The following is a 14448-nucleotide window of genomic DNA, read 5'->3' on the forward strand; positions in this document are numbered from 1 at the left end:
GCTGCTTTACTGGTAACCATGGGCGATCGTCGGCGATCTGGCAGGTTCACTCCCTCGCTCCGTCCCGGAGCCGGCACCGGAAACGGTGGTGGCGCGGCCACCCGTGACCACCGACTCGCAGGACCGGGCACGCCGGACCGCAGAGCCCGCCCGCCGGCGGAGGGCCCCTCGCCCGGAGCCCGGTGACAGTGAGTCGGCAACCCCGCTACCTCTGGTTGGCCGAACAGCTCCGAGAACCGATCCTGCGCGGCGAGATGCCCCCCGGAACGCGGTTGCCCTCCCGCACCAGGCTCGCCCGGCGCTACCACGTCAGCGAGCAGATCTCCCGGACGGCGCTGCGGCTGCTGGTCACCGAGGGCCTGGTCGAGGCCCGCCCCGGGTCCGGATACTTCGTACGGCCTGCACCCGAGCAGTTCCGGCTCTGCCGTACCGACTCCTCCGGTTCCGGCCTGGGCGAGCTCAGGCGCGAGGTGATCGGCACCGAGCAGGAGCGCAGCCCCGCCCCGCTCAGCGCGCGGCTCCGGATCCGTGAGGGCGACCCGGTCTACCGCACGACCTCCCGCGGACTGTCCGCGCGGCTGCCCGTCACCCTGCACCTGTCCTGGGAACCCGCCGCCCTCACCGCGGGCACCCTGCGCACCCCGTTCGACGCGGCCCCCGACCTCGGCCTCCTGGACCGCCTCGGCGCCGCGGGCCACCACGTCGACCGGGTGGTCGAGGAGGTGGGAGTGCGCACGCTGCGCGACTCCGAGGCCGCCCTGCTCGGCGCCGCCCCCGGCCGGTCCGTCCTGGTGGTGGAGCGCACGCACTACTGCGGCAGCCGACCCGTGGAGACCTCCGACCTCATCGGGGCGACCGAGCAGTGCCGACTCCTCTACAAGCTCAGCCTGGCCCGCTCCCCGTAGGGCGGTTCCGCGGGCATTCGTCCCTGGGCCCCGCGCACAGAGCCGGAACGCACGCCGGAACCCTCTCGGCTCCTGCGTGCGTTCCGGCTCTGACGTGGTCGGGCCCCAGGGCCCGGGGCCTAGCCCTGCGTGAACTCCTTGGCGACGACCTCGGCGATCTGCGCGGTGTTGAGCGCGGCGCCCTTGCGCAGGTTGTCCCCGCACAGGAAGAGGTCGAGCGAGGCCGGGTCGTCCAGCGACTGGCGGATCCGGCCGACCCAGGTGGGGTCGGTGCCGACCACGTCGGCCGGGGTCGGGAACTCCGCCCTGGCCGGGTCGTCCAGGACCTGGACGCCGTCGGACTCGCCCAGCAGCTTGCGGGCGTCGTCGGCGGCGACCTCGTTCTCGAAGGTCGCGTGCACGACCAGCGAGTGCGTGGTGATCACCGGCACGCGGACGCACGTGGCGTTGACGCGCAGGTCCGGCAGGCCCAGGATCTTGCGGGACTCGTTGCGGACCTTCAGCTCCTCCGAGGACCAGCCGTCGTCCTTGAGCGAACCCGCCCACGGCACGACGTTGTAGGCCAGCGGCGCGGGGAACGGGCCGAGCTCACCGACCGCCTCGCGCACGTCGCCCGCCTTCTCGGCCAGGCTCCGGTCGGCGCCGACCGCGGCCATCTGGTCGCGCAGGACGTCGATGCCCTCCTGGCCGGCGCCGGAGGCGGCCTGGTAGGAGGAGACCACGAGTTCCTTGACGCCGTAGGTCCGGTGCAGGGCACCGATCGCCACGATCATCGACAGCGTGGTGCAGTTGGGGTTGCTGATGATGCCGCGCGGGCGGTTGCGGACCTGGTCCGCGTTGACCTCGGGCACCACGAGCGGCACGTCGGCGTCCATGCGGAACGCGCCGGAGTTGTCGACGGCGACCGCGCCGCGCGCGGCGGCGATCGGCGCCCACTCCTTGGAGATCTCGTCCGGTACGTCGAACATGGCCACGTCGACGCCGTCGAAGACCTCGGGGGTCAGGGCCTGGACCACGACGTCCTCGCCGCGGACCCGCAGGACCTTGCCCGCACTGCGCGCGGACGCCACCAGGCGGATCTCGCCCCAGACGTTCTCGCGCTCGCTGAGGATGCCCAGCATCACGGTGCCGACGGCGCCGGTCGCGCCGACGACGGCCAGGGTGGGAAGTCGGTTGCTCATCGGCCGGTACCTCCGTAGACGACAGCCTCGACCTGGTCCGAGTCGAGCTGGAACTCGCTGTGGGCGGCCTGCACGGCCGCGTCGATCTGGTCCTCCTCGACGATCACCGAGATGCGGATCTCCGAGGTGGAGATCATCTCGATGTTGGTGCCCGAACCGGCGACCGAGTCGAAGAAGCGGGCGGTGACGCCCGGGTAGGAGCGCATGCCGGCGCCGATCAGCGAGACCTTGCCGATCTTGTCGTCGTAGCGCAGGGACTCGAAGCCGACCTTCTCCTGCACCCGCTTGAGGGAGGCGATCGCGGTCTTGCCGGACTCCTTCGGCACCGTGAAGGAGATGTCGGTGCGCGAGGTGGAGACCGCCGACACGTTCTGCACGATCATGTCGATGTTGATCTCGGCGTCCGCGAGGGCCTTGAAGATCGTGGCGGCCTCTCCGACCTTGTCGGGCACGCCGACGACGGTGATCTTGGCTTCGCTCCGGTCGTGGGAGACCCCGGAGATGATCGGCTGTTCCATGCCTTCGCTTTCCTCGACTTCCGAAACGACCCAGGTACCGGGCTTCTGGCTGAACGACGAGCGGACGTGCAGCGGGATGTTGTAGCGCCGCGCGTACTCGACACAGCGCAGGTGCAGGATCTTGGTCCCGCAGGCGGCCATCTCCAGCATCTCCTCGTAGGAGACCTTGGGGATCCGGCGCGCGCTCGGCACGATGCGCGGGTCGGCGGTGAAGACACCGTCGACGTCGCTGTAGATCTCGCAGGCGTCGGCCTTCAGGGCGGCGGCGAGCGCCACGGCCGTGGTGTCCGAACCGCCGCGACCCAGCGAGGTGATGTCCTTGGTGTCCTGCGAGACGCCCTGGAAACCGGCGACGATGCAGATCGCACCCTCGTCCACGGCCTCCTGGATGCGCCCCGGGGTCACGTCGATGATCTTCGCGTTGCCGTGCAGCGACGTGGTGATCACACCGGCCTGGGAGCCGGTGAAGGAGCGTGCCTCGTAACCGAGGTTCTCGATGGCCATCGCGACGAGCGCCATGGACATGCGCTCACCGGCGGTGACGAGCATGTCGAGCTCACGGGCGGGCGGCATCGGGGAGACCTGTTCGGCCAGGTCCAACAGTTCGTCAGTGGTATCGCCCATGGCAGAGACCACGACGACGACGTCATATCCCGCCTTTTTCTGAGCGACGATCCTCTGGGCTACTCGCTTGATGGCTTCCGCGTCAGCCACGGAAGACCCACCGTACTTCTGCACGATTAGGGCCACGATCGATGCTCCTGAGGAGTTGGGATCAAGACAATTACTAGGGAGTGTAGTCAGCGGCCTGCTTCTGCACCCGGTCCGACCTGGGACGCAGCGCGCGGCGACATCACACACCAGCGCTCGGGCTTACCCGATCGAACGGAGGTTACTCACGTTTCGTCCAGATGACGGCGAAGTGTGAGCTAGAACTCGAGGCTGCGACGGCCTTCGAAAGCGCGACCGAGGGTGACCTCGTCGGCGTACTCCAGGTCCCCGCCCACGGGGAGCCCGCTCGCCAACCGGGTCACTTTCAGGCCCAGCGGTTTGACCAGCCGCGCCAGATAGGTCGCGGTGGCCTCCCCTTCCAGGTTGGGGTCGGTCGCCAGGATGAGCTCCGTCACCTGGCCGTCGGCCAGGCGCGTCATGAGCTCCTTGACCCGCAGGTCGTCGGGTCCGACGCCCTCGATGGGGCTGATGGCGCCGCCGAGGACGTGGTAGCGCCCCCGGAACTCGCGGGTCCGCTCGATGGCGACGACGTCCTTGGACTCCTCGACCACGCAGATGACCGCGGTGTCGCGGCGCGCGTCACGGCAGATCCGGCACTGCTCGTCCTCGGCGACGTTGCCGCACACCGAGCAGAAGCGGACCTTCTCCTTGACCTCGACGAGCGCGTTCACGAGGCGCTTGACGTCCGCGTGCTCCGCGGACAGCAGGTGGAAGGCGATGCGTTGCGCGCTTTTCGGACCGACGCCGGGCAGTCGCCCCAGCTCGTCGATCAGATTCTGCACCGCGCCTTCGTACATCGCCTACCCGTCGGTTCGGACCCTTTGGTCGGGAGGTCCGTCGTCCCTGCTCCCACCGTATCGGGAGCGACGACCTCTCGCGCACGCCGAGGCCGCCGTCCACCGGGCCCCGCCGGCGGCCCGGCCGGTGGTGGCTGGGCCGGGGCGCCGCACGAGGCGAATCCTTCCGGAGGAGCGGGGCGTGTTCCGCGGATACTCACCCCGCTGCGCGGCGCCCCAGCGGCACTCTCGCAGCGTTCTCATCAGTCGACAGCCAAACCAGGATGACTCCTTCTTCGGCCTTGCGAGAGCACCACTGGATACACCGCTCGCGACGGGCGACATCCACGGAGCACGCCCTAGAAGCCGGGCAGTCCCGGCATACCGCCGCCACCGGGCATGCCGGGCATGCCGCCGCCGCCCAGACCCTCGGCGAGCGGGCCCATCTTCTCCTGCTGGAGCCGCTCGACCTGGGCCTCGGCGTCACGGATGGCCGCCAGGACCAGGTCCGCGACGGTCTGCGCCGTCTCCTCGGCATCGCTGGGGTCGACCGCCTTGGGGTCGACGGTGATGTCCTCGACCTGTCCGCGCCCGCTCAGCTTGACCTTGACCAGGCCGCCGCCCGAGGTGCCCTCGACCTCCGCCTCGTCCAGGGCCTCCTGGGCCTCCACGAGCTGCTGCTGCATCTGCTGGGCCTGCTGGAGCAGGGCCTGCATGTCCATTCCGCCAGGGTTCACGGCCGTCTCCTCGCCGCACTCTTGGTGCTGGCTCTCGCTTGTCGTGTCGCTCTGTCTGTGAGCGTAACCGCTCGGCGGCGGTCCCGGTCGGCGAGCGACGAACGGGCGACGGGGGACGGGTGGAGGGTCTGCGGCCGGAGGCCGTCCGTTGAGGGCGGTAGCCCCTCACCCGCGCCGTGCGCCCCCAGGGGCGATGGTGGGCGACGGGCAAGGGGTCTGCGGCCGGAGGCCGTCCGTTGAGGGTGGTAGCCCCCTCACCCGCGCCGTGCGCCCCCAGGGGCGATGGTGGGCGACGGGCGGGAGTTGTCGATCACCCCGTCGAGCGCGACCAGGGTCCGCTCCAGCCGGTCGAGCGAGGCGGCGATGCGCGCGCGTTCCTCGCACAGGTGGTCGAGGAGGTCCGGCGCGGGCTCCCCGCGCTCCTGGGCGTAGATGCAGGGCAGGAGTTCGTAGATGGTCGCGCTGCTGAGTCCGGCGGCGAACAGGCACTGGATGCGGTCGACGCGCTCCGGCGCGAGCGGGCCGTACTCGCGGTGTCCGCCCACCGTGCGGGTGGAGGCCAACAGCCCCTGCTCCTCGTAGTAGCGCAGCGAACGGGGACTGACGCCCGTGCGCCGGGAGAGCTCTCCGATCCGCATGGCCACCCTCCGGTGTGATGTGCGACACGATCACTTGAACCTGACATCCATGTCAGATTCTAGCCTGGGCACATGACGACGACAAGCGCCCGGAGCGCCGCCCCGAACACCGTGACCGAGTCCGTCCACCCCCTCCTCACCCCGCACGCGCTGCCCGCCCTGACCCTGCCCAACCGGGTCGTGATGGCGCCGATGACGCGCATGCGCGCCGACCGGAACGCCGTGCCCACTCCGCTCATGGCGACCTACTACGCCCAGCGCGCCGGCGCCGGGCTCATCGTCTCCGAGGGCGTCTCCCCCAGCCCGGCCGGACAGCAGTACCTCACCCAGCCCGGCCTGTACTCCGACCGGCAGGTCGACGCGTGGCGCCAGGTCACCGATGCCGTCCACGCGGCGGGCGGCCGTATCTTCGCCCAGGTCATGCACGCCGGGCGCAACGCCCACCCGGCCAACCGCCACGACGGGGGGATTCCGCTGGCCCCGTCGGAGGTGTCCCGGACCCACCTGGTGCACACCCTCGACGGCAAGGCCGCGCCGGTCGCCCCCCGCGCGATGACCCGCACCGAGGTGCGCGCCGCCGTGGCCGAGCACGCCGACGCCGCCGCCGAGGCGATCCGCGCCGGGTTCGACGGGGTGGAGATCCACGGCGCCAACAGCTACCTGCCGCACCAGTTCCTCGCCGACAACACCAACCTGCGCACCGACGAGTACGGCGGCGGGACCACCGGGCGGATCCGGTTCGCGGTGGAGGTCGTCGAGGCGGTGGCCGACGCCGTCGGGGCCGAGCGCGTGGGCCTGCGGCTCTCGCCGGGCAACACGGAGGGCGAGATGGTCGAGCGCGACCCCGCCACCGTCTACCGGGCCCTGCTCGCCGCGATCGACCCGCTCGGCCTGGCCTACCTCCACCTCACCGACGACCCCGTCTACCCGGCTCTGGCCGACCTGCGCCCGCGCTGGAGCGGAACCCTCGTCGGCAACACCGGAGAGCACGAGGAGACCACGCAGGAGAGCGCCGCGCGCCTGGTGGGCGAGGGGCGCGCCGACCTCGTCTCGGTGGGCCGGCCCTTCATCTCCACCCCGGACGCCGTGGAACGCCTCGCCGCGGGAATCCCCTGGGCATTGATCAGGGAAAGGGAGTTCCACTACACCTCGGGCCCGCGGGGGTACGTCGACTACCCTCGGAGTAACGGGACACCGACCCTCCCGGCAGGTGCTTCCACCAGCGAAAAGAACAAAGAGTAGGGTTAATATCACTGTCGGTTGAAAAGGTGTCCCGCTGGGCACAACCGTCCCGGTGAGGTCCCGCGGGCCCCACTGAAGTCACCGACAGTCACGGGGGACCACGTGTTGACCGCCAGAGAACGCCACTCGGCACTGATCGAGGCGATGATCACGGACGGCACGCTGACCGACGCCGCGCTCATCGACGCCTTCCGCTCGGTCCCCCGACACGCGTTCATCCCCGAGTCCGGTGCCCTGACCGCCCAGGGCGCTGCCCTGAACGCCACCGGCAACCCCGAGCGCTGGTTGGCGGCCGTGTACGCCGACAACGCCGTCGCCACCCGCGTGGAGGGCCCCGGGCCGGAACGGCGGTCGGACACCGCCCCGCGCCGCAAGATGCCCTCACCGCGCTCGCCCGAACAGGACCCCGACGCGGCCGCCTCGTGCAGCTCCGCTCCCACCGTGCTGGCCCGCCTCCTGGACCTGGCCGACCTCGCTCCCGGGCAGGAGGTCCTGGAGGTCGGCGCCGGCACCGGCTGGAACACCGCCCTGCTCGCCCATCTGCTGGGGGACGACGCCGTCACGTCCGTGGAGATCGACCCGCGTCTGGCGGAGGCCGCGCGCCGTGCGCTGCGGAACTGGCGGCACACGCCCGCCGTCCACGCGGTCGACGGCTACGAGGGCTACCCGCCGAGCGCGCCCTACGACCGGATCCTGTCCACCTGCGGTGTGCGCCGGGTCCCGCCCGCCTGGCTCGAACAGGTACGGCCGAACGGTCTGGTGGTGTGCCCGTGGGGACTCCTGGAGGGGGCGGGCGTCCTGACCAGGGTGGAGGTGCCGCCGAACGGGGCCGCGGTGGGGAGCTTCCACGCGGGCGTGGGCTTCGTGCCGCTGCGGGCGCCGGGCCCGCCGTATCCGCCGGCCCGGGACTCGGGACAGCAGCCCGACGAGTACCGGCTCACCCAGGCCGATCCGGTGTCGCCGCTGATGTCCTTCCCCTCGGCGTTCGCGCTTTCGGTGATGGTGCCCGACTGGCGGGTCCGACGGCGGTGGATCGGCACGGGGTCGGGCATGTGGGTGTGCGACCACGCCGGGACGTCGTGGGTCCGCGTCTACCCCTACGGCACCTCGTGGATGATCGAGCAGGGCGGCCCGAGGAGCATCTGGGACGAGTTCGAGGAGGCCCTGGAGGAGTGGTCCCGTCTGGGCGAGCCGGAGCCGAGCCGCTTCGGCCTGGCGGTGGAGCCCGACGGCTCGCACCGGGTGTGGCTGGACGGGCCCGACCGCAGGTCCTGGCCGGTGTGAACGCCGTCGGCCCCCACCTGTGGGGGCGGGGGCCGACGCGGCGGGGTCATTCCTGACCCCCGTCCTCCCCGGATTCGGCGGAGTTGTTCTTCTCACGGAGCTTGCGCAGGAGTTCCTGCTTGCGCTCACGGGCGTCGGCGCTGGGGCCGCCCTTGGTTCCACCGCTGGTGCCGCGCAGGGCGGACCGGGAGACCGTGTTGCGCTGCCCGCCCATGCCCAGAAGGTTGTCGCTGTTCCTGGCCACGCGGACCTCCTCTCGCCGACAAGGCGATTCGCCTCGTGTTGATGGGTACTGACGTGAGTCTAGCCGTGACAAGACGATACGTCTCGTCGTTTTTCGGCGGCTACCGTGGGACGCATGGCAGAGAGCACCGCACCTGAGAGTACGCCGACCCGCCGAGCCCCCGACCCCCGGCGCCGGAGCGAGCGCGCGCACACGGCGATCCTCGACGCCGCGGCCGCCCTCATGGGCGAGGTCGGGTTCGCGCGGATGACGATGGAGGGCATCGCCGCCCGGGCCGGTGTCGGCAAGCAGACCATCTACCGCTGGTGGCCGTCCAAGGCCTCCGTGGTGCTCGACGTGTTCCAACGGGAGGCGGGCGGCGAGTCGGAGCCCCTGCCCGACACCGGCGACCTCGCCGCCGACCTGCGCACCGTGCTGCGCGCCACCGTGGACGAGTACAACACCCCGGAGACGGACCGGATCAGCCGCGCGTTCACCGCCGAGGTCCAGCACGACGAGGAGTTCGCCCGGGCGGTCACGGAGGACCTGCTGCGCCCGCACATGAGGGCCTACAAGGACCGGCTGCGCAAGGCGCGCGAGCACGGGGAGATCTCCCCTGACGCCGACCTCGACGTCGCGGTGGAACTGCTCACGGGACCGCTGCACCACCGGTGGCTGCTGCGCACCGCGCCGCTGACCCACGACTACGTCGACGTGCTCGTCGACATGGCACTACGCGCCCTGCGCCCCTGAACGACCGAAACCGCGGGCCTCGGGCCTCCTTGGGGTCCGCCGGGCCTTCCGGGGGCGTGTCGGGACGCGCCGGGGCTCGCCGAACCTCCAAGGGCGGGCCAGGCCGCCGGGGTGTCCCTGCCCTCCTCCGGACGCGCCAGGGGCTCTGGGACTCCTCAGGGCGCGACACGGTGAGCCGGGCCTCGACCCAGGGCGGGACGGGGCGCGCCCGGCGTCAGAGCTCCGGGGCCTCGTGCGTGATCTCCTCGATCATGCGCCCGCCCAGTTCCGACTCGATGAGCGAGGGACCGCCCGACGCGGGGGCGGAACGTCCGGTGGAGCCCCCGGACGTGCCCGGACCCGCCGGAGCCGTCGACGGCTCGGAGCGCTGCGCGGGCGCGGGGTCCGGCCGCCGCTCGGGAGATGAGGGCCGCGACGGCGCGGTCGGGGCCTCGGTCGGGGAGTACTCCGGCGGCGGCGCGGCCGCGGCGTCCTCGAAGGGGTCGGGCGGCGGTTCCGTCAGCCCCGTCACGATGCGGTCCGCGGGCGGACCGGCCGCGTGGGGCGGGGCTTGAGCCGGTGCGGACTCGTCCGCGGGCGCGGGGCGCGGCGAGGGCTCCGGGTCGGTGGCGCGCTCGGCCGAGGGGGCCGGTTCCGGAGCCGGGTCCGGCTGGGGCGCGGGTGCGGCGGGCGTGTCCCAGCCGGTGGGCTCGACGGGCCGTGCCGCGGGTTCGGGCCGACGCGCGGGTGCACCGCCGTTTCCGCCGTTGCCTCCGTTCCCGGCGGGGGCCACGCGGACCTCCATGCCGAGGACCTGCTGGATGGCCGCGGCGACGACCTGGTCGCTGCCGCTGTTGGTGAAGCCCTTGGCCTCGTTGGGGCGCGAGAAGCCGAGCAGGACCGCGTTGCCCTCCAGCCCGACCGGGCGCACGTCGCTGCCGGAGAGCACCATCCACGTGAAGCGGCGGCGGCCCTTGACCGCCTCCAGGATCTGGCTCCACGCCGCCTGGATCCGGCCGAGGTCCAGGGACCCGCCCGAGGCGGCGGCCTGGGGCTGCGCGGCACCGCGCGGGGACGGTTCGGCGGCGCGGGACCGGGGCGGGTCCGACCAGCCGGCGGGCTCACCGGACGGCTCGGGCCGGACCGGCGGAGCCGGGTCCGCCTGGGACCGCGCGGGCGCCGGGCGTTCGGAAGCCGGGTCGGGCCGCGCGGCGGGTGCGGCGGACGCGGCAGGTGCGGCGGGTACGGGTGCAGGCGCGGCGGCCGGGTTCCGCGGGGCGGCGGAGGGAGCGGGCGCGGAGTCGGCCGCGGGGGCGGCGGGAGCGGTGGGGGCGGCAGGGGCGGCGGGAGCGGTGGGGGCGGCAGGGGCAGCGGGAGCCGGTGCCGCACCCGACGGCTGGACCGCGGGGGCGATGGCACCCGAGGCGATCCGGCGCTCCATCTGCTCCAGGCGCGCCAGCAGCGCCACACCCTGGTCGCCGTCGGTCCCCGGCAGCAGAATGCGTGAGCACATCAGCTCCAGCAGGAGCCGGGGCGCCGTGGCGCCGCGCATCTCGGTCAGTCCCTGGTTGAGGATGTCCGCCGCTCGCGTGAGCTCGGCGGGCCCCATCCGGGCGGCCTGCTGCTTCATCTGGTCCGCCGCCTCGGCGGCGACGTTGATCAGTCCCTTGTCCAGGGCGTCGGGCACGGCCGCGAGGATGACCAGGTCGCGGACGCGCTCCAGGAGGTCGGTGGTGAAGCGGCGCGGGTCGTGGCCGCCCTCGACCACGCGGTCGATGAGGCCGAACACGGCCGCGCCGTCGCGGGCGCCCAGGGCGTCGACCATCTCGCCGAGCAGGCTGGAGTCGGTGTAGCCGAGCAGCGAGACGGCGCCCTCGCGGGTGATGCCGTCCTCGCCCGACCCGGCGATGAGCTGGTCCAGGACCGACAGGCCGTCACGCGCCGACCCGGCGCCCGCGCGCACCACGAGCGGCAGCGCGGCGGGGTCGTAGGCGATCCCCTCCTCCTTGAGGAGGTCCTCGAACAGCTCCTTGAGCGTGCTCGGCGGGATCAGCCGGAAGGGGTAGTGGTGGGTCCGCGAGCGGATCGTGCCGATGACCTTCTCGGGCTCGGTGGTGGCGAACACGAACTTCAGGTGCGGCGGCGGTTCCTCGACAAGTTTGAGCAGCGCGTTGAAACCCTCGCGGGTCACCATGTGCGCCTCGTCGATGATGTAGATCTTGTACCGCGAGCTGACCGGCGAGAAGAACGCGCGTTCGCGCAGGTCGCGGGCGTCGTCCACACCGCCGTGGGACGCGGCGTCGATCTCGATGACGTCGATGCTGCCGCCGCCGTCGGGGGCCAGCGCCACACAGGAGTCGCAGACGCCGCAGGGGTCCGGCGTGGGCCCCTCGACGCAGTTCAGCGACCGGGCCAGGATGCGCGCGCTCGTCGTCTTCCCGCAGCCGCGCGGGCCGCTGAAGAGGTAGGCGTGGTTGATCCGGCCGCTGCGCAAGGCCTGGCGCAGCGGGTCGGTCACGTGTTCCTGACCGCGCACCTCACCGAATGTCGCGGGCCGGTACTTGCGGTACAGCGCGATACTCACGGCGTGATCACTCCCCTGGTCCCTGCCACAGGTCCATTCAACCCTCAAGCAGCGACAGCTCGCGCCGGATCCTGCGAACGGGAGGGGTCGGAGAAACGAGAAGGACCCCCCGCGCACCCGCCAGAGCCTACTTATCCTTGCTGCCTTCCGGCCCTGGGGAGGTTCATAGGATGACGCCGCACGAGGGGTCTGCCCCGAGTGTATCCGAACCCCCGACTGCTCGGGCAACCCGTCGGGCCCGCCTCCCGCGTCCCCCGTTCCATCGCGCATCCGGACGATCCCGACCATGATGGGCGCCATGGACGACTTCCATTTCCATGAAGCGACCGACCACTCCCCCGAGCGCCGCGCGTTCATCGTGGACACCCTGGAATCCGCCTTCGCCGACCTGATGTCGAGTGACCCGTCCGCCTTCCGCCTGAAGTTCCGCAAGATGGCGGCCAACCCGTTCGCCTTCTACCGGGGCAGCACCGCGCTGTACTACGCCGACGTCGCCGGCATGCCCGACCCGTGGTCGGACGAGCGCACCTCACGTGTGTGGATCCAGGGCGACCTGCACGCGGAGAACTTCGGCACCTACATGGACTCGACCGGCCGACTTGTCTTCGACGTCAACGACTTCGACGAGGCCTACCTCGGCCACTTCACCTGGGACGTCCTGCGCCTGGCCGCCAGCATCGCCCTGCTCGGCTGGCAGAAGGCCCTGTCCGACGACGACATCGGCGCCCTCGTGGCGCGCTGCGTGCGCTCCTACGCCGACCAGGTCCGGCGGTTCGCGACCGAGGGCGGCGACTCCTCGTTCTCCCTCAAGCTGGACAACACCGACGGCACCGTGCACGACGTGCTCCAGAGCGCCCGGCTCAACAGCCGCGCCGCGATGCTCACGTCCATGACCGAGCGCCACGGGTACGACCGGCGGTTCAGCGAGGGGCCGCGGGTGCGCCGCCTGCCCGACGGGGAGCGGGACAAGGTCCTGGCCGCCTACGAGGGCTACCTGCGGACCATCCCCGAGGACCTGCGGTTCGACCCCCGCACCTACACCGTGAAGGACGTGGTCGGCAACGGCGGCTTCGGTATCGGCTCCGCGGGCCTGCCCGCCTACAGCCTGCTCATCGAGGGCCTGTCCGAGGCGTGGGACAACGACGTCGTCCTGTCGGTCAAGCAGGGCAACGTGGCCGCGCCGTCCCGGGTGGTGACCGACGAGCACATCATGGCGGCCTTCGAGCACCACGGGCACCGCACCGCGGTCTCCCAGCGGGCGCTCCAGGCCCACGCGGACCCGCTGCTGGGCCACACGGAGATCGACGGCGCGGGCTTCGTTGTCAGCGAGGTCTCGCCGTACACCAACGACCTCGACTGGAACCGGCTCACCGAGCCGTCCGAGATCGCCCCCGTCCTGGACTACCTGGGCCGCGCGACCGCCAAGGCGCACTGCGTGTCCGACGCGCACGCGGACTCCGCCCTGGTGGACTGGGAGACCGAGGCGGCCGTCCTGGCGGTGCTCGACGGCCGCGAGGACGAGTTCACCCGGTGGTGCACGGACTTCGCGCACGCCTACGCCTCCCAGACCCGGGCGGACCACTCGCTGTTCGTGGACGCCTTCCGCAACAACGCCATCCGCGGCGTCCGGTCGAGCCGCACCTGAGCCGCCCGCGCGCCCTCCCGGGGACCCGGAGAAACCTGTTCGGACCACCCCCGGACGGCATGTAGAGTTGTGCGCGGAGGATTCGCCTAGTGGCCTAGGGCGCACGCTTGGAAAGCGTGTTGGGTGCAAGCCCTCAGGGGTTCGAATCCCCTATCCTCCGCGGACGCCCCCACCAGGGCAGACGTCAAGGCCCCGACCGGTCACCGGTCGGGGCCTTCGTCGTTGGTGGTCTAGGCACTGTTTTTTGAACGGGTCAGGTCGCGGAGCCAGATCCGGATCGAGGCGACCTGCACGGTCCCGTCGAAGATCGCGGCCCGCTTGTCATAGCGGGTCGCGACCGCCCGGTTCTGCTTGAGCAGGTTGATCGCCCGCTCCACGGTGTTGCGGTCGCGGTAGGCCGTCTGGTCGAAGGCCGGGGGCCTGCCGCCCGCGGACCCCTTGCGCCGACGGTGTTCACGCTGGTCACGGGGTTGGGCGATGGTCGCTTTGATCTTGCGCTTGCGCAGGTGGTCCCGGTTGGCGCGGCTGGAGTAGGCCTTGTCGCCCAGGACCCGGTCGGGGCGGGTGCGCGGCCGGCCGGTGCTGCGGGGCAGCCGCAGGGCGCCCATCAGGGGTTCGAACATGGGGCTGTCCCCGCGCTGGCCCGGGGTGGTGGCCAGCACCAGGGGACGCCTGTGCTGATCGGCGAGCAGGTGGATCTTGGTGGTCAGCCCGCCCCGGGAGCGCCCGAGTGCTTCGGATCCGTCCGGTTCGTCCCGCGCGGTGTCCCCTTTTTCGCTGCCCCGGCGGCGTGCTGGTGGGCTCGGACAGTGGTGGAGTCGATGCTCGCGATGAGTTCTTCGCCGGTGGCTGCGTCGATGCGCAGCCGGTCGGCGATTCTTTGCCAGGTGCCGTCCAGGGACCAGCGGCGGTGGCGTCCGGCGGCGGTCTCCCAGGGACCGTATCGCTCTGGCAGGTCACGCCAGGGGATGCCGGTGCGGGTGCGGAACAGGATCGCGTTGAGGATCTTGCGGTGGTCGGCCCACTTCTTGCCCTTGGGGGCGTCGTCGGGCATGAGCGGGGCGAGCAGGGCCCACTCGGTATCGGTGACTTCATGACGTCCGGGCACGTTCACCAAGCCTGCCAGGGCAGGCCCTGCTCTGCTCCCACTTCCAAAAAACAGTGCCTAGGGCGCCTCCCTCTCCGAGGACCCATGGCGCATAGTCAACTAGGCGAATAGTCTCCTCGTGGAGCATCGAGAGATGCACAGGC

12 protein-coding genes, 1 tRNA gene, 1 other RNA gene and 1 pseudogene are annotated in these 14448 nt (G+C 71.8%); 6 read left to right on the plus strand and 9 right to left on the minus strand.

What is annotated here, in order from left to right; translation table 11 throughout:
• The first annotated feature begins 188 nt into the window (after window positions 1-188).
• The gene (locus tag ADL05_RS27090; RefSeq protein ID WP_053619853.1) at window positions 189-905 is read left to right on the plus strand and encodes a GntR family transcriptional regulator; all 717 of its coding nucleotides are present in this window, start codon (window positions 189-191) and stop codon (window positions 903-905) included.
• Window positions 906-1024: 119 nt separating this feature from the next.
• Here the strand turns inward: ADL05_RS27090 and ADL05_RS27095 are convergent, their stop codons facing one another.
• The 5 genes from ADL05_RS27095 to ADL05_RS27115 form a co-directional block, all read right to left on the minus strand.
• Window positions 1025-2086 (minus strand): aspartate-semialdehyde dehydrogenase, encoded by a 1062-nt coding sequence (locus ADL05_RS27095; protein WP_053619854.1) that lies wholly within the window; start codon window positions 2084-2086, stop codon window positions 1025-1027.
• Window positions 2083-3354, minus strand: coding sequence for an aspartate kinase (locus ADL05_RS27100; protein ID WP_082376927.1), 1272 nt, complete (start codon window positions 3352-3354; stop codon window positions 2083-2085). Before ADL05_RS27100 ends, ADL05_RS27095 begins: the two co-directional genes overlap by 4 nt.
• 179 nt (window positions 3355-3533) lie before the next feature.
• On the minus strand, window positions 3534-4133 hold the full coding sequence (recR, locus tag ADL05_RS27105) for a recombination mediator RecR (RefSeq protein ID WP_053619856.1): 600 nt from the start codon (window positions 4131-4133) through the stop codon (window positions 3534-3536).
• Between the two features lie 338 nt (window positions 4134-4471).
• Entirely contained in the window at window positions 4472-4834 is a 363-nt protein-coding gene (locus ADL05_RS27110) for a YbaB/EbfC family nucleoid-associated protein (RefSeq protein ID WP_053619857.1), read from the minus strand.
• A 269-nt stretch (window positions 4835-5103) separates the two neighbouring features.
• Window positions 5104-5487, minus strand: a complete 384-nt coding sequence (locus tag ADL05_RS27115; protein WP_053619858.1) for a MerR family transcriptional regulator — start codon at window positions 5485-5487, stop codon at window positions 5104-5106.
• Window positions 5488-5559: 72 nt separating this feature from the next.
• Between ADL05_RS27115 and ADL05_RS27120 the strand changes: the two genes are divergently transcribed.
• Together ADL05_RS27120 and ADL05_RS27125 are read left to right on the plus strand one after the other, a co-directional pair.
• Complete coding sequence (locus tag ADL05_RS27120; protein ID WP_053619859.1) at window positions 5560-6729, plus strand: alkene reductase; 1170 nt, start codon at window positions 5560-5562, stop codon at window positions 6727-6729.
• 105 nt (window positions 6730-6834) lie between these two features.
• Window positions 6835-8013, plus strand: a complete 1179-nt coding sequence (locus tag ADL05_RS27125) for an rRNA adenine N-6-methyltransferase family protein (protein ID WP_053619860.1) — start codon at window positions 6835-6837, stop codon at window positions 8011-8013.
• A 46-nt stretch (window positions 8014-8059) separates the two neighbouring features.
• Here ADL05_RS27125 and ADL05_RS27130 read toward each other — a convergent pair whose 3' ends face one another.
• On the minus strand, window positions 8060-8257 hold the full coding sequence (locus tag ADL05_RS27130) for a DUF6243 family protein (protein ID WP_053619861.1): 198 nt from the start codon (window positions 8255-8257) through the stop codon (window positions 8060-8062).
• A 114-nt stretch (window positions 8258-8371) separates the two neighbouring features.
• Here ADL05_RS27130 and ADL05_RS27135 point away from each other — a divergent pair, with 114 nt between their 5' ends.
• Window positions 8372-8989: a TetR/AcrR family transcriptional regulator gene (locus ADL05_RS27135; RefSeq protein WP_053619862.1), complete on the plus strand. Its 618-nt coding sequence runs from the start codon at window positions 8372-8374 to the stop codon at window positions 8987-8989.
• Window positions 8990-9203: 214 nt separating this feature from the next.
• Here the strand turns inward: ADL05_RS27135 and ADL05_RS27140 are convergent, their stop codons facing one another.
• Together ADL05_RS27140 and ffs are read right to left on the minus strand one after the other, a co-directional pair.
• Entirely contained in the window at window positions 9204-11552 is a 2349-nt protein-coding gene (locus tag ADL05_RS27140) for a DNA polymerase III subunit gamma and tau (RefSeq protein WP_053619863.1), read from the minus strand.
• A 97-nt stretch (window positions 11553-11649) separates the two neighbouring features.
• Window positions 11650-11745: signal recognition particle sRNA small type (gene ffs, locus ADL05_RS30150), an RNA gene on the minus strand.
• A gap of 105 nt (window positions 11746-11850) precedes the next feature.
• Between ffs and ADL05_RS27145 the strand changes: the two genes are divergently transcribed.
• Complete coding sequence (locus tag ADL05_RS27145; protein ID WP_156366071.1) at window positions 11851-13197, plus strand: DUF2252 domain-containing protein; 1347 nt, start codon at window positions 11851-11853, stop codon at window positions 13195-13197.
• Between the two features lie 75 nt (window positions 13198-13272).
• Window positions 13273-13357: transfer RNA gene (locus ADL05_RS27150), tRNA-Ser, on the plus strand.
• 70 nt (window positions 13358-13427) lie between these two features.
• Here ADL05_RS27150 and ADL05_RS30155 read toward each other — a convergent pair.
• A pseudogene (locus tag ADL05_RS30155) lies at window positions 13428-14251 on the minus strand (IS5 family transposase).
• Between the last annotated feature and the right edge of the window lie 197 nt (window positions 14252-14448).

This window comes from Nocardiopsis sp. NRRL B-16309 (assembly GCF_001279585.1).
Classification (GTDB): Bacteria; Actinomycetota; Actinomycetes; order Streptosporangiales; family Streptosporangiaceae; genus Nocardiopsis.